Raw genomic sequence first — 17,243 nt, 5'->3', positions numbered from 1 at the left:
CGGCCGGCGTGATCGCGTTCGGCGGTCCCATTCGCCCGACCGGGGGACCACCACCATCATCAGCCGGGCCGGTTCGCCGCTGTCGTCACGCTGACCGCCGCTGACTCCGACGGGAAGCGTTCCGTCGCGCCGACTCGATCGCCCTGTCCACAGTGTCGCGGCTCCCCAGCGTCCCGCTGCCGGTCGTACAGGTGCTGTCGGTGCCCTGGCCCCCGACCGCCGCTGACGCTGTCCACGCCGGCACCTCCCGCCGTACCCTGTGGTCATGCGTGTCGCCGTCTGCCAGCTGAACGCCCGGGACGACCGCAAGGCCAACCTGGCCGCCGCCGAGGTCCTGCTGGAACGCGCCGCCGCCGGCGGCGCGGACCTTGCCGTCCTGCCGGAGTACGTCGACTACCTCGGCCCCGCCGCCGGATTGCCGGAGCCGGAGCCGGTGGACGGGGAGATCGGCAGCTTCTTCGCGGGGATCGCCCGACGGCTCGGCATCTGGGTGGTGGCCGGCTCGTTCCACGAGGCCGGCCCGGACCCGGAGCACACCTGGAACACGTCGCTGGTCTTCGACCGCACCGGCGCCCTGGCAGCGAGCTACCGGAAAATCCATCTGTACGACGTGGAGATCCCCGGTCGGGTCTCCTACCGGGAGTCCGCGAGCGTGGCGCCGGGTGTGCAACCGGTTGTGGTGGACGTCGAGGGCCTGCGGGTCGGCCTGTCGATCTGCTACGACCTGCGCTTCCCGGAGCTCTACCGGCTGCTCGCCACCGATGGCGGCGCACAACTGCTGGTGGTCCCCGCAGCGTTCATGATGCACACCGGGCGGGACCACTGGGAGGTCCTGCTGCGGGCCCGGGCGATCGAGAACCAGTGCTTCGTGGCGGCGGCTGGCCAGACCGGCGACCACGAGCCAGGTCGCACCTGCTTCGGGCGCAGCATGGTGGTCGACCCGTGGGGGACGGTCCTCGCCCAGGTGCCGGACGGCCCGGGTGTGTCCGTCGTCGACCTGGACCTCGACCGCCTTGCCGTGATCCGGGCCGAGCTGCCCAGCCTCGCCAACCGCCGGCTCTGACGCCAGGCCCTGGCAGTCTCAGCCTTCCAGCAGGACGCCGATCACCGCGAACCCGGCGATGGCCGCGGCGGTGACCAGCAGCGCGGTGGTCATCCGGGATTTGCCCCGTCGGGCCAGCCGTCCCACCGAGAGCACCAGGACGACCAGCACGACCGCACCGATCACCACCTGCCAGAACGGCAGGAGGAGGCCCAGTAGTGCCTCCTCGGCGAACACCCTGGTGCCCAGCCCGGACTCATCCATGTCTGACACTCTGGCACGTCGGGACAGCCCGCGTCCCGAGGCTGCGCCGGCTGCCGCCGCGCCCCGGTCGGTCGAACCAGTGATGGACCCTGATTTGCCTTCTCCGGGCCGTCCGCGTAACTTTCTCTCTGCACGGGGAACGCCGGACAAACCGGCGGAGAACGGGCACCGGGCTCGTGGCGGGAACGCCGAGCGAGACCGAGGATCGGGCGGTGCGGAACACTCCGGATACGGGGTTGCGAACGCGAAGCCGACCGGGTAGAGTTTTGAAGCCGGCAGGAGCCGGGCGGAGAGCCGCGAAGCGGCGATCGGCCGGTCTGCGGCTTCCCACGACAGTAACGACCGCCGGTCACGGCGTGCGTCATCGTGGATCCGGACGAACCAGGTTGATCGCCTCGGATACGAGGTTGACAACGAAAGTTCGACCAAGTAAGTTTGAGCGGTTGCCCCGAAACGGGGTTCCACTGAGGTGGGGCTTCTGGTCGGTGTGTGGTTGTTCTTTGAGAACTCAACAGGGTGCTTGTAAAGCCAGTGCCAATTATGATTTATACCCCGGACTGGTCAGTTTTTGCTGGCTGGTTGGGATTCCTTTGGCAACATTTGTTTGTTGTCAGGATGCTGTTCAACTAATTTTTTGTTGGAGAGTTTGATCCTGGCTCAGGACGAACGCTGGCGGCGTGCTTAACACATGCAAGTCGAGCGGAAAGGCCCTTCGGGGTACTCGAGCGGCGAACGGGTGAGTAACACGTGAGCAACCTGCCCCAAGCTTTGGGATAACCCTCGGAAACGGGGGCTAATACCGAATAGGACTTCCGGCCGCATGGCTGGGGGTGGAAAGTTTTTCGGCTTGGGATGGGCTCGCGGCCTATCAGCTTGTTGGTGGGGTGATGGCCTACCAAGGCGACGACGGGTAGCCGGCCTGAGAGGGCGACCGGCCACACTGGGACTGAGACACGGCCCAGACTCCTACGGGAGGCAGCAGTGGGGAATATTGCACAATGGGCGGAAGCCTGATGCAGCGACGCCGCGTGAGGGATGACGGCCTTCGGGTTGTAAACCTCTTTCAGCAGGGACGAAGCGAGAGTGACGGTACCTGCAGAAGAAGCACCGGCCAACTACGTGCCAGCAGCCGCGGTAAGACGTAGGGTGCGAGCGTTGTCCGGATTTATTGGGCGTAAAGAGCTCGTAGGCGGCTTGTCGCGTCGACCGTGAAAACTTGGGGCTCAACCCCAAGCCTGCGGTCGATACGGGCAGGCTAGAGTTCGGTAGGGGAGACTGGAATTCCTGGTGTAGCGGTGAAATGCGCAGATATCAGGAGGAACACCGGTGGCGAAGGCGGGTCTCTGGGCCGATACTGACGCTGAGGAGCGAAAGCGTGGGGAGCGAACAGGATTAGATACCCTGGTAGTCCACGCTGTAAACGTTGGGCGCTAGGTGTGGGGGACCTCTCCGGTTTCCTGTGCCGCAGCTAACGCATTAAGCGCCCCGCCTGGGGAGTACGGCCGCAAGGCTAAAACTCAAAGGAATTGACGGGGGCCCGCACAAGCGGCGGAGCATGCGGATTAATTCGATGCAACGCGAAGAACCTTACCTGGGTTTGACATGGCCGCAAAACTCACAGAGATGTGAGGTCCTTCGGGGGCGGTCACAGGTGGTGCATGGCTGTCGTCAGCTCGTGTCGTGAGATGTTGGGTTAAGTCCCGCAACGAGCGCAACCCTCGTTCGATGTTGCCAGCGCGTTATGGCGGGGACTCATCGAAGACTGCCGGGGTCAACTCGGAGGAAGGTGGGGATGACGTCAAGTCATCATGCCCCTTATGTCCAGGGCTTCACGCATGCTACAATGGCCGGTACAATGGGCTGCGATACCGCGAGGTGGAGCGAATCCCAAAAAGCCGGTCTCAGTTCGGATCGGGGTCTGCAACTCGACCCCGTGAAGTCGGAGTCGCTAGTAATCGCAGATCAGCAACGCTGCGGTGAATACGTTCCCGGGCCTTGTACACACCGCCCGTCACGTCACGAAAGTCGGCAACACCCGAAGCCGGTGGCCCAACCCCTTGTGGGAGGGAGCCGTCGAAGGTGGGGCTGGCGATTGGGACGAAGTCGTAACAAGGTAGCCGTACCGGAAGGTGCGGCTGGATCACCTCCTTTCTAAGGAGCACCTTCCGACGAAAGTCGGTAAGGAGCCCGCACTGCCCGACTGTGGTGGTGGGGTGCTCAGATGGCGGAGACACTGGCAAGTTTTGCCCTGGCAACGGCCGGCGGCGCCTAGTACAGCCACTTCGGTGGTGGGAACGGATGCTTCTGGTGCGGCTGAGAAGAGATGTGAGCACCCTGTTGGGTCCTGAAGGAACAACCATTGGTTGTTGTTTCAGAGACTTGGCCAGCCCTCCGGTGTGGGGGCTGGGAGTCTGCCAGGCATGGCCTGGCTCCACATACCGCTGGTCCTGAGGGGCTGGGTTTGGTGTGGGGCGGATCGGGTTGTGGGTTGGTCGTTTGTTGAGAATTGCACAGTGGACGCGAGCATCTTTGTGGTCAAGTTGTCAAGGGCGAACGGTGAATGCCTTGGCACCAGGAGCCGATGAAGGACGTGGGAGGCCGCGATAGGCCTGGGGGAGCTGTCAACCAAGCTGTGATCCCAGGGTGTCCGAATGGGGAAACCTGGCACCAGTCATGTGGTGTCACCCACACCTGAACACATAGGGTGTGTGGAGGGAACGCGGGGAAGTGAAACATCTCAGTACCCGTAGGAAGAGAAAACAATTTAGTGATTCCGTGAGTAGTGGCGAGCGAAAGCGGATCGAGGCTAAACCGGCTGCGTGTGATACCTGTCAGGGGTTGCGTGGTCGGGGTTGTGGGACCCTGCTGAACAAGCTGACACTTGTTCGAGAAGTTACAAAGTTAGTGGCTAGTCGAACAGTCTGGAATGGCTGACCGTAGACGGTGAAAGTCCGGTAGGTGAAAGTTGCTGACCTTCTGTGGGTGTTCCCGAGTAGCGGCGGACCCCTGAAATCTGCCGTGAATCTGCCAGGACCACCTGGTAAGCCTAAATACTTCCTGGTGACCGATAGCGGACAAGTACCGTGAGGGAATGGTGAAAAGTACCCCGGGAGGGGAGTGAAATAGTACCTGAAACCGTTCGCCTACAATCCGTCGGAGCCTTGCGGGGTGACGGCGTGCCTTTTGAAGAATGAGCCTGCGAGTTAGTGGCATGTGGCGAGGTTAACCCGTGTGGGGGAGCCGTAGCGAAAGCGAGTCTGAATAGGGCGATTCAGTCGCGTGTCCTAGACCCGAAGCGGAGTGATCTAGCCATGGGCAGGCTGAAGCGCGGGTAAGACCGCGTGGAGGGCCGAACCCACCAATGTTGAAAAATTGGGGGATGACCTGTGGTTAGGGGTGAAAGGCCAATCAAACTCCGTGATAGCTGGTTCTCCCCGAAATGCATTTAGGTGCAGCGTCGCGTGTTTCTTGCCGGAGGTAGAGCACTGGATGGTCTAGGGGGCCCACAAGCTTACCGAAATCAGCCAAACTCCGAATGCCGGTAAGTGAGAGCGCGGCAGTGAGACTGCGGGGGATAAGCTTCGTAGTCGAGAGGGAAACAGCCCAGATCACCAGCTAAGGCCCCTAAGCGTGTGCTAAGTGGAAAAGGATGTGGGGTCGCATAGACAACCAGGAGGTTGGCTTAGAAGCAGCCACCCTTTAAAGAGTGCGTAATAGCTCACTGGTCAAGTGGTTCCGCGCCGACAATGTAGCGGGGCTCAAGCACACCGCCGAAGCTGTGGCATTCACATTTTAACCTCGCTTGGACTTGATTCCTTGTGCAGGTGTGTGGATGGGTAGGGGAGCGTCGTGCCGCGAGTGAAGCAGCGGGGTGACCCAGTTGTGGACGCGGCACGAGTGAGAATGCAGGCATGAGTAGCGAAAGAAGGGTGAGAAACCCTTCCGCCGGATGACCAAGGGTTCCAGGGCCAGGCTAATCCGCCCTGGGTGAGTCGGGACCTAAGGCGAGGCCGAGAGGCGTAGTCGATGGACAACGGGTTGATATTCCCGTACCCGCGAAAGAGCGTCCCTGATGAACCTCGTTGTGCTAACCACCTGAACTGACTGATGTCTTCGGACGGATGTCGGGGAGGCTGGGAACCTGATGGGTAGTAGTCAAGCGATGGGGTGACGCAGGAAGGTAGCTGAGCCCGGCCGGTGGTTGTGCCGGGGTAAGCGTGTAGGCCGTGTTGTAGGCAAATCCGCAACACATTTAAGGCTGAGACGTGATGCCGAGCCGATTCAGGTGAAGTCAGTGATCCTATGCTGCCGAGAAAAGCCTCTAGCGAGTTCTTAGCGGCCCGTACCCCAAACCGACACAGGTGGTCAGGTAGAGAATACCGAGGCGATCGGGCGAACTGTGGTTAAGGAACTCGGCAAATTGCCCCCGTAACTTAGGGAGAAGGGGGGCCGGAGACGTGAAGCCCCGCGCGGGTGGAGCGTTGTATGGCCGCAGAGAGCAGGGGGAAGCGACTGTTTACTAAAAACACAGGTCCATGCGAAGAAGTAATTCGATGTATATGGACTGACGCCTGCCCGGTGCTGGAACGTTAAGGGGACCTGTTAGCTCTTCGGGGCGAAGCGGAGAACTTAAGCGCCAGTAAACGGCGGTGGTAACTATAACCATCCTAAGGTAGCGAAATTCCTTGTCGGGTAAGTTCCGACCTGCACGAATGGCGTAACGACTTCCCCACTGTCTCAACCACAGGCCCGGCGAAATTGCAGTACGAGTAAAGATGCTCGTTACGCGCGGCAGGACGGAAAGACCCCGGGACCTTTACTATAGCTTGACATTGGTACTCGAATTAGTTTGTGTAGGATAGGTGGGAGCCGGTGAAGTCCATACGCCAGTATGGGTGGAGGCAATCTTGAAATACCACTCTGGTTGATTTGGGTATCTAACTTCGGACCGTTATCCGGTTCAGGGACAGTGTCTGGTGGGTAGTTTAACTGGGGCGGTTGCCTCCTAAAAGGTAACGGAGGCGCCCAAAGGTTCCCTCAGCCTGGTTGGCAATCAGGTGTTGAGTGCAAGTACACAAGGGAGCTTGACTGTGAGACTGACAGGTCGAGCAGGGACGAAAGTCGGGACTAGTGATCCGGCACTTGCGAGTGGAAGCGGTGTCGCTCAACGGATAAAAGGTACCCCGGGGATAACAGGCTGATCTTCCCCAAGAGTCCATATCGACGGGATGGTTTGGCACCTCGATGTCGGCTCGTCGCATCCTGGGGCTGTAGCAGGTCCCAAGGGTTGGGCTGTTCGCCCATTAAAGCGGTACGCGAGCTGGGTTTAGAACGTCGTGAGACAGTTCGGTCCCTATCCGCCGTGCGCGTAGGATACTTGAGAAGGGCTGTCCCTAGTACGAGAGGACCGGGACGGACGAACCTCTGGTGTGCCAGTTGTCCTGCCAAGGGCACGGCTGGTTAGCTACGTTCGGAAGGGATAACCGCTGAAAGCATCTAAGCGGGAAGCCTGCTTCAAGATGAGGTATCCCACCCACCTTGGTGGGGTAAGGCCCCCAGCTAGACGACTGGGTTGATAGGCCGGAAATGTAAGCCCGGTAACGGGTTCAGTTGACCGGTACTAATAGGCCGAGGACTTGACTACTAAGCTGCTACGCGTCCACTGTGCAACTCTGAACAAGCGAACACCCGTGATTTTTGTGCCGGGGTTGTTTGACATGTTCATAGAGTTACGGCGGTCATGGCGGAGGGGAAACGCCCGGTTACATTCCGAACCCGGAAGCTAAGCCCTCCAGCGCCGATGGTACTGCACTCGTGAGGGTGTGGGAGAGTAGGACGCCGCCGGACAATCTTTCCAGAAAGGGTCACCCGTTATCGGGTGGCTCTTTCTGCGTTTCCCCAGAAAACCGTGGGATCCGCGGCCACTCGACAGCCCGACACCAGGAAAACCGATGGCGCGGCCGGTGGGCCGCGTCAGGCCCGGGTCTGCATGCCGTTGCGGAGGTTACGCAGCAGGCCGCCGGCGTCGCCGACCGACCGTCCCGGGAACATCGCCATCACCACGCTGCCGTGGTCGGCCCAGCCGCAGACCGCGAAGTCGCCGCCCTCGCCGCTGGTGCTGCCGCACTTCATCACGCCGCCCAGGTCACCGGCGGGTACCTCGCGGAGGCCGCTCACCGCACCGGTCTCATCCGACATGAGGCGGAAGAGACTGTCCAGGTCGCGTTCCGGCTGCCACAGCAGCGTGGTGCCTCCGAAGATGAGGACCGAGCGCTTGTCGTCGGCCGGGTCCCGGTAGACGGTGCCGAAGCTGCGGTCCAGTTCGATGTCCGCCGCCAGACCGCTGCGCAGGTAGTCGGCGGTGCTCTTCGCCCGCTCACTGTCGTCGCGGGCCAGACCCGCCACCTGGTCGGGCGACGTCAGTTGGGTGTCCTTCTGCTGTGCGATCCGCCACCCACCGACACCCAGCACCCCGGCGCCGGCGAGGCCGACCACCAGGGCGGCAGTCCAAGCGATCTTGCGCCGGCGGGACCAGCCGCCCGACCGCTCGTCCGGGTCGCCACCGGAGTCGCGGGTGCTCAGCTGGATCGGTTCTTCGGTCAGCTCGACCGGCTCGCGACCGCCGTCGAGCGAACGCTCGGTGAGATGTGCGTCGGACATAGCCGACACCGTACGCGAACCACAGGTGGCGCACGTCAGGTCTGCGGAAGCCCTCCGTAGACTTGTCAGGTGACCGAGAGACTGGATGCCCACCGCCCCGCAGCCCCGACCCTTGCCGGCCAGTACCAGCCCGGCGAGGTAGAGCAGCGACGGTACGAGCAGTGGGTAGCCGACGGGCACTTCCGGGCGTCCGCCGACAGCGACAAGCCCCCCTTCACGATCGTCATCCCGCCGCCGAACGTCACCGGCTCGCTGCACATGGGCCACGCGTTCGAGCACACGCTGATGGACGCCTTGACCCGGCGTAAGCGGATGCAGGGCTTCGAGGCGCTGTGGCTGCCCGGCATGGACCACGCTGGTATCGCCACCCAGAACCTGGTGGAGCGCCAGCTCGCCGCCGAGGGCCTGTCCCGGCACGATCTCGGCCGGGAAAAGTTCGTCGAGCGGGTCTGGCAGTGGAAGGCCGAGTCCGGTGGAGCGATCCTCGGGCAGATGCGGCGTCTCGGCGACTCCGTCGACTGGGACCGTGAGCGCTTCACCATGGACGAGGGGCTGACCCGCGCCGTCCAGACGATCTTCAAGAAGCTCTTCGACGAGGGGCTCATCTACCGGGCCAACCGGATCATCAACTGGTGCCCACGCTGCCTCACCGCCCTCTCCGACATCGAGGTCGAGCACACCGACGACGACGGTGAGCTGATCTCGATCCGCTACAGCCACGAGGTCGTGGTGGCCACCACCCGGGCCGAGACTATGTTGGGCGACACCGCCGTGGCGGTGCACCCGGACGACGAGCGCTACCAGCACCTGATCGGCACCGAGGTCGAGCTGCCGCTCACCGGCCGTCGCATCCCGATCGTCGCCGACGCGCACGTCGACCCGTCGTTCGGCACCGGCATGGTCAAGGTGACCCCGGCACACGACCCCAACGACTTCGAGATCGGCCAGCGCCACGACCTGCCCGCGCTCACCGTGATGGACGAGCGTGGGGTGATCACCGTGCCCGGCCCGTTCGAGGGACTGGACCGGTTCGAGGCGCGGCCCGCGATCGTGGCCGCACTGCGCGAGCAGGGCCGGATCGTGGCCGAGAAGCGGCCGTACGTGCACGCGGTCGGGCACTGCTCGCGGTGCAAGACGACAGTCGAGCCGCGGTTGTCGTTGCAGTGGTTCGTCAACACCGCCCCGCTGGCCCAGGCCGCCGGTGACGCGGTGCGCGACGGTCGGGTGCGCATCGAGCCGGCCGAGCTGTCCAAGCGCTACTTCGCCTGGGTCGACAACATGCACGACTGGTGCATCTCCCGCCAGCTCTGGTGGGGGCACCGGATCCCGGTCTGGTATGGCCCGCAGGGCGAGATCGTCTGCGTCGGCCCGGACGAGCAGCCGCCGACCGGCGACGGCTGGCGGCAGGACGAGGACGTCCTGGACACCTGGTTCTCCAGCGCGCTCTGGCCGTTCTCCACTCTCGGCTGGCCGGAGCAGACCCCGGACCTCGCCAAGTTCTACCCGACCAGCGTCCTGGTCACCGGCTACGACATCCTCTTCTTCTGGGTCGCCCGGATGATGATGTTCGGCCTGTACGCGATGGACGGCAAGCAGCCGTTCGACGTGGTGGCCCTGCACGGCATGGTCCGCGACGAGCACGGCAAGAAGATGTCCAAGTCGTTCGGCAACGTGGTGGACCCGCTGGACTGGATCGACCGGTTCGGGGCCGACGCCACCCGGTTCACGCTGGCTCGTGGCGCCAACCCCGGGCAGGACGTCCCGGTCAGCGAGGAGTGGTGCCAGGGCTCGCGCAACTTCTGCAACAAGCTCTGGAACGCCACCCGCTTCGCCCTGATGAACGGTGCGCACACCACTGGCGACCTGCCGCCCGCCGAGCAGCTCTCCACCGTCGACCGGTGGATCCTGTCCCGGCTGGCGCACGTCACCGCCGAGGTCGACGAACAGTTCGAGGCGTACGAGTTCGCCAAGGTGTGTGACCTGCTCTACCACTTCGCCTGGGACGACGTCTGCGACTGGTACGTCGAGCTGAGCAAGCCGGTGCTCGGCGAGGGCGGTGAGCGGGCCGAGGCGAGCCGCCGGGTGCTCGGGCACGTGCTGGACCAGCTGCTGCGGCTGCTGCACCCGGTCATCCCGTTCGTCACCGAGGAGCTGTGGCTCGCGCTGACCGGCGGCGAGACGGTGCAGAACGCCGCCTGGCCGGTGGCCGACCGTGCGCTGATCGACGACGCCGCCGAGGCCGAGCTGATCAGTGTGCAGCGGGTGGTCACCGAGATCCGCCGGTTCCGTTCCGACCAGGGGCTGCGCCCGACGCAGCGGGTGGCCGCCCGGCTGGACGGGCTGACCGGTGCGGGCATCGCCGCCCACGAGCCCCTGATCCGTTCGCTGGTCCGGCTGGACCCGGCCGGGGACGACTTCCAGGCCAGCGCCACGCTGGCCATGCCCGGGGCGGTCGGTGTCGCGTTGGACACCCGGGGGTCGATCGACCTGGCCGCCGAGCGGGCCCGGCTGACGAAGGACCGCGCCGCCGCCGAGAAGGAGGTCGCGCAGGCCCGGGCGAAGCTCGACAACCCCGCCTTCATCGGCAAGGCCCCCGAGCCGGTGGTCGCGAAGATCCGCGACCGGCTCGCCACCGCCGAGGCCGACCTGGTCCGGATCGACGCTGCTCTGGAGACACTTTCCTCGTGACCGACCGTACCGAATTCGCCGCCGTCGAGGCCGAGCTGAACGCCCGTGGCTTCACCCGCATGGTCTTCGAGCTGGACCGGATCGAGTCACTGCTCGACCTGCTCGGCAGCCCACAGCGGGCCTACCCGGCGATCCACCTGACCGGCACCAACGGCAAGACCTCCACCGCGCGGATGATCGACTCGCTGTTGCGGGCGCACGGGCTGCACACCGGGCGGTACACCAGCCCGCACCTGGAGACCGTCCGGGAGCGGATCAGCCTGGACGGTGAGCCGGTCAGCGAGGAGCGGTTCACGTCGGTATACCGGGAGATCAAGCCACTGGCCGAGCTGATCGACGCGCGGTCCGACGAGCCGTTGACGTACTTCGACATGACCACCGCGCTGGCGTTCGCCACGTTCGCCGACGCGCCGGTCGACATCGCGGTGGTCGAGGTGGGCCTCGGCGGTGCCGAGGACGCCACCAACGTCATCCAGGCGGGGGTCTGCGTGATCACCCCGATCGGCCTGGACCACACCGAGTGGCTCGGCGACACCATTCAGGACATCGCGCTGGCCAAGGCCGGCATCATCCACCCGGGCGCCACAGTCATCGCGGCGGCGCAGGACGAGGAGGCGGCAGGCCCCCTCCTCGATCGGTGCGCCGAGGTCGGGGCCACCATCGCGCGGGAGGGCGGCGAGTTCGGCGTACTGAGCCGGGCGGTCGCCGTCGGCGGCCAGGTACTCAGCCTCCAGGGCCTGGGCGGCGTCTACGACGACGTGTTCATTCCGCTGCACGGGGCCCACCAGGCACAGAACGCCGCTGTGGCGCTCGCCGCCGTGGAGGCGTTCCTCGGCGCCGGGAGTCGGCGGCAGCTCGACGTCGAGACGGTCCGGGAGGGCTTCTCCTCGACCAGCTCCCGGGTCGGCTGGAGCGGGTGCGCAACGCCCCGACCATCCTGCTGGACGGTGCGCACAACCCGCACGGCATGGCCGCCACCGTCACCGCGCTCCAGGAGGAGTTCGCGTTCAGCAAGTTGGTGGCGGTAGTCGGGGTCCTCGCCGACAAGGACGCGGAAGGGCTGTTGGAGCTGCTGGAGCCGGTGATCGACCAGCTGGTGGTCACCCGCAACAGCTCGCCACGGGCGATGCCCACCGACGACCTCGCCGCGCTGGCCGCCGAGATCTTCGGTGAGGAGCGGGTGTCGACGGCCGAGGAGATGCCGGACGCGATCGAGCTGGCGGTGGCGCTGGCCGAGGAGGACGTTCCCGGTGAGCTCAGCGGGGTCGGGGTGCTGGTCACCGGTTCGGTGGTGACGGTCGCCGACGCCCGCCGGCTGCTGAAGCGATGACCGGCCCGGAGCGGGACCCGCACGTCACCGACGACCCCACCGACCAGGCCCCGGCCGGCTCGCCGGCTGATCAGGCCGCGGCCGGCGTCCCGGCTGGTCAGGCCGTACCCGGCTCGCCGGCCGATCGACCCGAGGACGGGCCCGACGCCGGGCAGCCGCGGCGTTCCGGGTTGCGTAACCCGGAGGCGGCGGTACGCGGCCTGGGTGCGGGAACCCTCGGGTTGGAGGCGCTGGTGCTGTTGCTGGCGATCCAGCCGGTCCGGGTGGTCGGCGGTGACCTGAGCGGCGCCGCGATCGGTGTCGTGGTGGCACTGGCGGTGGCTGCCATCGTGCTCGCCGGCATGATGCGCCGCCCGTGGGCGTGGAATGCCGGCACCGTGCTCCAGGGCCTGCTGATGCTGGGCGGTCTGCTGCACTGGTCGCTGCTCGGGCTGGGCATCATCTTCGCCCTGGTCTGGGCGTACGCGCTGCACGTCCGCCGGGTCATCCTCGGCTGACGGCCGACCGTCGGCCGTCAGCCCGAGGCGGGACGGGCCGGGTCAGGCGTCGGCGCGTTCACGCCACTGGGTGAGGGCGATGCCGTGGCCGTCCGGGTCACGGAACGCCGCCGCCCACACCTCCAGCTTCGTGCCGCGGTTTACCACCCGGGGCGCGTACGTGAAGCGGACGCCCGACCCGCGTAGCCGCTCGTACGCCGCTTCGATGTCGTTGACCTCGAGGTTGACGTGCACCAGTCGGCGGCTGATCGGCGCCGCCCCGGTCACCTCGCGCAGGACGAGCCGGGTCGTGCCGGAGGCGAGGATGGCGTTGTGGGCGCCCTGGTCGACCTCGGTGAAGCCGAGCACGTCGCGGTAGAAGCCGAGCGAGCGGGACAGGTCGGTCACCAGCAGGGTGAGACCCACCCCGCTGATCGGCGCGGTCGGATCCGCGGTCGCGTCCGAGTCGAACCCGAAGATCGCCTGGTCCAACTCCTCGTCGGTGACCGTCTCGCGGCCCACCCCGGCCGGGGTGGGGTCGTCCAGCGGGAGGTCGAGGGGGTCCAGTGGGTCGGTCGCGCCCGGCCCGGAGCGCTGCGCGGGCGGCGGGTCGGCGCGTTGCGCCCTGGACGGGTCGACGGGGTCAGCGGGAGGTGGGGTCGCCCGGTCGTCCTCCGGCAGGTCGAACCGGTCGGCGTCGGGCTCGTCGAAGCGCTCCTCCACGGGTGAGCGTGGCGCCGGGGTGGCCCGTCGGGGCAGCCCACCACTGGCCTGCTGCTCGACGAGGACGCCCTCCAACACCACCGGGCCGCCCGGGCTCTGGTGCATCACCACCGGCTCGCGCTCCTCGGGCACGATGCCCGGGTCGTCGCGCAGCGGATCGTCGTGCAGGGGGTCGGTGCGCAGGTGATCGCTGCGTACCGGGTCGGGGCCGAGCGGGTCGCGGAACGGGTCGCCGAGCGGGTCGCGGAGGTCGTCCCGGAAATCGTCGTCCGGCCCACGGTCGGCCCACGGCGGGGCGTCCTGCTGGATCAACACCTCGTCCACCGCGTCGACGTCGGCGAACTCCGGCGGGAGGTCGGCGACGGCGGCGGCCGTCTCGGCGTGGGTCGGCACCTCGTCCCAGAGGACCTTGACATGCCGCTGGTCGTCAAGCGCGACCCGGATCGGCAGGGTCTGGCCCAGCGACGGCCACTTCGAGACCGGCACCCGTGGTTCGATGATCTTCTTGGATCGCGGTGGCAGGCCGGGCGCGTCGATCACCAGTTGGAGCTCGCAGCGACCGAACGCGTACTGGGTGGGTGGTTCGGAGGCGCTGTGCACGTGCCCGACGCCGACCACCCAGGTGCGCCCGCCGCCGCGCACGGTCGCCAGCGCGATCGCCAGCACCAGCAGGGCGACGCCGAGGGCAACGATGGCCCAACTGGTCATGCCCAGCCCGAAGAGGACGACGAACGTGGCCACGGTGCCCAGCACCGTGCCGATCAGTTTGCGTACCGGCGCGATGGGCCGGCTCCCGCCATTCGCCACAGTGGACCTCCCGGGGGTCAGGGCCAGGCTAGGCCGGATCGGCCACCGGGGGAAAGACCGGCCGCCGCGCCGGCGCCGGGACCGGGTCGCTACGCTGACCGTACCGATCTCGAGCGTTCAACGCGTACAGGAGGAACCCAGCGTGTCCAGCAACAGCCCGGATGAGCGCAGCCTCGTTCTGATCAAGCCCGACGCGGTCCGCCGCGGCCTGGTCGGCGAGGTTCTCTCCCGCTTCGAGCGCAAGGGGCTGCGGATCGACGCGATGGCGCACCGGACGATGGACGCGGCGCTCGCCGACGAGCACTACGCCGAGCACGTCGACAAGGCGTTCTACCCGCCGCTGAAGGACTTCATGACCGGCGGCCCGCTGGTTGCCCTGGTGCTCTCGGGCGACCAGGTCATCGACGTGGTCCGCGGTCTGGTCGGCGCCACCGACGGGCGCAAGGCCGCCGCCGGCACCATCCGGGGTGACCTGTCGCTGTCCAACCGGGAGAACCTGGTGCACGCCTCCGACTCGACGGACAGCGCCAAGCGCGAGATCGCGCTCTGGTTCCCCGAGCTCGGCTGACCAGGGGTCGTCGACACGGGGTTGGCGGGCGGCGGGTTCAGTCGACCGACGGCAGCTTCGCCGGGTTACCCACCACGTAGACCCCGGTGATCCGGCCGTCGGCCGCCGTGACGGTCAACGTGTAGCGGCTGCCGTCCGCGCGGACGAGTAGGGCGCCGGGTTCGCCGTTCAACTCCAGCCGACGCAGCGTCCAGCTCCGGCTTCCCGGACCGTAGATCCCGGCGAAGAAGCGGGCGATCCGGTCTGCCCCGATGACCGGGTTGCGGGCGGCCCGCGCCCGGCCGCCGCCGTCGTTCCACGCCGTGGCGTCCTTGGCGACCAGCCCGGTCAGCGTCGCCAGGTCACCGTCGCGGGCGGCGGCGAGAAACGCGTCGAGCAACCGCTCCCGCTCCGAGCGGGTGGCGGTGAACCGTCGCTGCTCCTGGCGTACCCGGGCGGCCGCCCGGTGGTGCAGCTGCCGACAGTCCTCGGGTGTCCGGTCCAGGATCTCGGCGATCTCGGCGTACGGCAGGTCGAACGCGGTGTGCAGGACGTAGACCGCCCGCTCCGGCGGGGTGAGGCGCTCCAGCACGTGCAGCAGGGCGGTGGACAGCGAGTCGCGCAGCTCCGCGCGGTCCAACGGCCCGAACGGCGAGGGCTCGGTGGGCACCGGCTCGGGCAGCCACGGCCCGACGTACGTCTCCCGGGTCGCCTGCCTGGCCCGCAGCCGGTCCAGGGCCAGCCGGGTGACGACCCGGGACAGGTAGCGGCGCGGCTCGGCCACCGTCGAGCGGTCCACACCCAGCCACCGCAGGTATGCCTCCTGGAGCACGTCCTCGGCGTCGTGCCGGCTGCCGAGCAGGCGGTACGCCAGCCCGAGCAGCATCGGCCGGTGCGCCTGGAGCGCACCGGCCGCCTGCGCCGCCTCGGTGGTCACACCTGCGCCGGGGGCTCCGTGCGAGTGGTGATCGCCAGTCGGTTCCACACGTTGATTGTGGCAATCGCGAGTACCAGGTCGGCAAGCTCCTTCTCCGACCACACCTTCGCGGCGGCGTCCCAGACGTCGTCCGGTACGCCGTGGTCGCCGAGGCGGGTCACCGCGTCGGTGAGCGCCAGCGCGGCCCGCTCCCGCTCGTCGAAGAAGGGCGCCTCCCGCCAGGCGGCCACCGCGAAGAGCCGACGGCTCGACTCGCCAGCGCCGAGCGCGTCCCGGCTGTGCATGTCGACGCAGTAGGAACAGCCGTTCAGCATCGACGCGCGCAGCTTCACCAGCTCCAGGACGGTGCTGTCGACGTTCGACTGGACGTACTTCTCCAGGCCCAGCACAGCCCTATATCCCTGCGGCATGACCTCGGCGGTGTTCATCCGTTGCATGACTGACTACCTCCCTGATCGGTTCCGACACCGTGACGACGGACCGACCGGGGCCAACCGTGACAGCCCCGGCTGTGATCCGGGTCATGCGGGTGGCGCCGGGTGGCTCAGCCGCGCCCGGCCGGGACGGTGTCGGCCAGCACCTCACGCGGGCGGGGGCTCTCGACGTCTTCGGCGGCGGGCGGGGTGGGCGTCGTGCCGTCGCCGCCGCTCGGCCCGCGCCGGGTCACCCGGGCGGCCAGCCGGCGTCCCACCTCGATCATCGGCAGTTCGACCCAGCGGTAGAGCACGTCCGCGACGATCAGCGCCACCACCACCGCGCCCAGGAAGACACCGGTGCTGCGCCGCCCCAGCGCCGGCAGCAGCCCGATCGCCACACGTGCCGCGATGGACTGGATCAGGTACATCGAGTACGACCGCTCGCCGATGAAGACCAGCGGACGCAGCCCCAGGCCGCGGGCGAGCACGCTGCGCGAGAGCAGGGGCGGCAGCAGCAGCGCGGCGGCGGCGGCGTAGGTGCCGATCAGCGCCTCCTGGCCGAACCGGATCGGCCAGTACTGCACGGACGCCTGGAACGCGATGAAGACCACGATCACGGCGGTGGCAGTCACCGGGTGGGTCAGGGGTCGGACCAGCGCGAACCCCCGGGGGTGGTGCATGACCACCGCGACGAGGCAACCGAGCAGGATGGCGACGTAGTGGATCGGCCAGCTCAGCCAGGCGATGTCCGGCGGGATCATCGCGATGAAGAGCACGAGCAGGCCGGCCGTGACCGCCAGCCGGCGGCGGAAGGCGGCGGTCACCAGGACGAACGCGATAGCCGGCCAGAACAGGTAGAACTTCTGCTCGATTCCGATCGTCCAGGAGTGCAGGTACGGCGCGGTCCCGGGCAGGAGTTCGTTGAGGAAGAGCAGGTAGTACTTCATCAGGCGTTCGATCGTCTCGGCGCTGCCGCTCAGCCGGGCCAGCCCCCAGGTCAGGAACAGCACCAGCAGGTAGACCGGCATGATCCGGAAGAACCGCCGCAGATAGAACGCCCGCAGCGACACCTTGCCGTAGCGGTGCTCCTCACGCAGCAGCAGCGTCGTGATGAGGAAGCCGGAGAGGACGAAGAACAGGTGTACGCCGATCCAGCCGGTCAGCCACTTCCACGACGGGCCGCCGTAGTGGAAGGCGAAGACCATGATCGCGGCCACCGCCCGCAGCCCGTCCAGGGCGGGGAACCGACGCATGGCCTGGAACTCGTCGTACCGAAGCGAACGCACCGGCGAAGTTTGCGTGAACGCCCCACCGGCGTCAAGCGGCCACGTCCACTCGCAACCGGCGGCGCGT

At 66.9% G+C, this 17,243-nt stretch carries 10 protein-coding genes, 3 rRNA genes and 1 pseudogene; 8 read left to right on the top strand and 6 right to left on the bottom strand.

Features of this window, described 5'->3' with window-relative positions; all coding sequences use genetic code 11:
• The first annotated feature begins 265 nt into the window (after positions 1-265).
• Positions 266-1,063 (top strand): carbon-nitrogen hydrolase family protein, encoded by a 798-nt coding sequence (locus AC3CF1_RS12820; RefSeq protein WP_354984000.1) that lies wholly within the window; start codon positions 266-268, stop codon positions 1,061-1,063.
• 18 nt (positions 1,064-1,081) lie between these two features.
• On the opposite strand, the gene AC3CF1_RS12815 is transcribed toward AC3CF1_RS12820, so the two are convergent.
• Complete coding sequence (locus tag AC3CF1_RS12815; protein ID WP_088949748.1) at positions 1,082-1,306, bottom strand: hypothetical protein; 225 nt, start codon at positions 1,304-1,306, stop codon at positions 1,082-1,084.
• A gap of 634 nt (positions 1,307-1,940) precedes the next feature.
• Here AC3CF1_RS12815 and AC3CF1_RS12810 point away from each other — a divergent pair.
• The 3 genes from AC3CF1_RS12810 to rrf all read left to right on the top strand — a co-directional run bounded on the left by AC3CF1_RS12810 (position 1,941) and on the right by rrf (position 7,153).
• Positions 1,941-3,457: ribosomal RNA gene (locus AC3CF1_RS12810) — 16S ribosomal RNA — on the top strand.
• Between the two features lie 382 nt (positions 3,458-3,839).
• A 23S ribosomal RNA gene (locus tag AC3CF1_RS12805) occupies positions 3,840-6,950 on the top strand.
• A gap of 86 nt (positions 6,951-7,036) precedes the next feature.
• Positions 7,037-7,153: ribosomal RNA gene (gene rrf, locus AC3CF1_RS12800) — 5S ribosomal RNA — on the top strand.
• The 16S, 23S and 5S rRNA genes sit together here, the layout of an rRNA operon.
• Positions 7,154-7,279: 126 nt before the next feature.
• Here the strand turns inward: rrf and AC3CF1_RS12795 are convergent.
• Positions 7,280-7,966, bottom strand: a complete 687-nt coding sequence (locus AC3CF1_RS12795) for a hypothetical protein (protein ID WP_355160535.1) — start codon at positions 7,964-7,966, stop codon at positions 7,280-7,282.
• A gap of 69 nt (positions 7,967-8,035) precedes the next feature.
• Here AC3CF1_RS12795 and AC3CF1_RS12790 point away from each other — a divergent pair, with 69 nt between their 5' ends.
• The 3 genes and pseudogenes from AC3CF1_RS12790 (at position 8,036) to AC3CF1_RS12780 (ending at position 12,481) form a co-directional block, all read left to right on the top strand.
• Positions 8,036-10,654, top strand: coding sequence for a valine--tRNA ligase (locus AC3CF1_RS12790; RefSeq protein WP_354983347.1), 2,619 nt, complete (start codon positions 8,036-8,038; stop codon positions 10,652-10,654).
• Positions 10,651-11,984, top strand: a pseudogene (locus tag AC3CF1_RS12785) (bifunctional folylpolyglutamate synthase/dihydrofolate synthase). Before AC3CF1_RS12790 ends, AC3CF1_RS12785 begins: the two are co-directional and overlap by 4 nt.
• Positions 11,981-12,481 carry a DUF4233 domain-containing protein gene (locus tag AC3CF1_RS12780; RefSeq protein WP_355160534.1) on the top strand — a complete coding sequence of 167 codons (501 nt, stop codon included), beginning with the start codon at positions 11,981-11,983 and terminating at the stop codon, positions 12,479-12,481. The pseudogene AC3CF1_RS12785 and the gene AC3CF1_RS12780 overlap by 4 nt, the downstream one beginning before the upstream one ends.
• 42 nt (positions 12,482-12,523) lie before the next feature.
• Here the strand turns inward: AC3CF1_RS12780 and AC3CF1_RS12775 are convergent, their stop codons facing one another.
• Positions 12,524-13,990 carry a VOC family protein gene (locus AC3CF1_RS12775; protein ID WP_354983349.1) on the bottom strand — a complete coding sequence of 489 codons (1,467 nt, stop codon included), beginning with the start codon at positions 13,988-13,990 and terminating at the stop codon, positions 12,524-12,526.
• Positions 13,991-14,132: 142 nt separating this feature from the next.
• Here AC3CF1_RS12775 and ndk point away from each other — a divergent pair, with 142 nt between their 5' ends.
• Positions 14,133-14,558 carry a nucleoside-diphosphate kinase gene (ndk, locus tag AC3CF1_RS12770; RefSeq protein WP_088949743.1) on the top strand — a complete coding sequence of 142 codons (426 nt, stop codon included), beginning with the start codon at positions 14,133-14,135 and terminating at the stop codon, positions 14,556-14,558.
• Between the two features lie 37 nt (positions 14,559-14,595).
• On the opposite strand, the gene sigJ is transcribed toward ndk, so the two are convergent.
• The 3 genes from sigJ to AC3CF1_RS12755 all read right to left on the bottom strand — a co-directional run bounded on the left by sigJ (position 14,596) and on the right by AC3CF1_RS12755 (position 17,176).
• Positions 14,596-15,474, bottom strand: a complete 879-nt coding sequence (sigJ, locus tag AC3CF1_RS12765) for an RNA polymerase sigma factor SigJ (protein ID WP_488450545.1) — start codon at positions 15,472-15,474, stop codon at positions 14,596-14,598.
• Positions 15,471-15,911, bottom strand: coding sequence for a carboxymuconolactone decarboxylase family protein (locus AC3CF1_RS12760; RefSeq protein WP_141910816.1), 441 nt, complete (start codon positions 15,909-15,911; stop codon positions 15,471-15,473). Before AC3CF1_RS12760 ends, sigJ begins: the two co-directional genes overlap by 4 nt.
• Before the next feature lie 107 nt (positions 15,912-16,018).
• Positions 16,019-17,176: an acyltransferase family protein gene (locus AC3CF1_RS12755; RefSeq protein ID WP_355160531.1), complete on the bottom strand. Its 1,158-nt coding sequence runs from the start codon at positions 17,174-17,176 to the stop codon at positions 16,019-16,021.
• Between the last annotated feature and the right edge of the window lie 67 nt (positions 17,177-17,243).

The sequence above is a fragment of the Micromonospora sp. MGP-C2 genome (assembly GCF_057766525.1).
This window is presented reverse-complemented; position numbering and strand designations above follow the sequence as displayed.

What these genes read in the sequence shown, in the direction of transcription:
- AC3CF1_RS12760 (WP_141910816.1), bottom strand. Translation starts at nt 15,911, where the DNA reads ATGCAACGGATGAACACCGCCGAGGTCATGCCGCAGGGATATAGGGCT.
- AC3CF1_RS12815 (WP_088949748.1), bottom strand. Translation starts at nt 1,306, where the DNA reads ATGGATGAGTCCGGGCTGGGCACCAGGGTGTTCGCCGAGGAGGCACTA.
- AC3CF1_RS12780 (WP_355160534.1), top strand. Translation starts at nt 11,981, where the DNA reads ATGACCGGCCCGGAGCGGGACCCGCACGTCACCGACGACCCCACCGAC.
- AC3CF1_RS12820 (WP_354984000.1), top strand. Translation starts at nt 266, where the DNA reads ATGCGTGTCGCCGTCTGCCAGCTGAACGCCCGGGACGACCGCAAGGCC.
- AC3CF1_RS12795 (WP_355160535.1), bottom strand. Translation starts at nt 7,966, where the DNA reads ATGTCCGACGCACATCTCACCGAGCGTTCGCTCGACGGCGGTCGCGAG.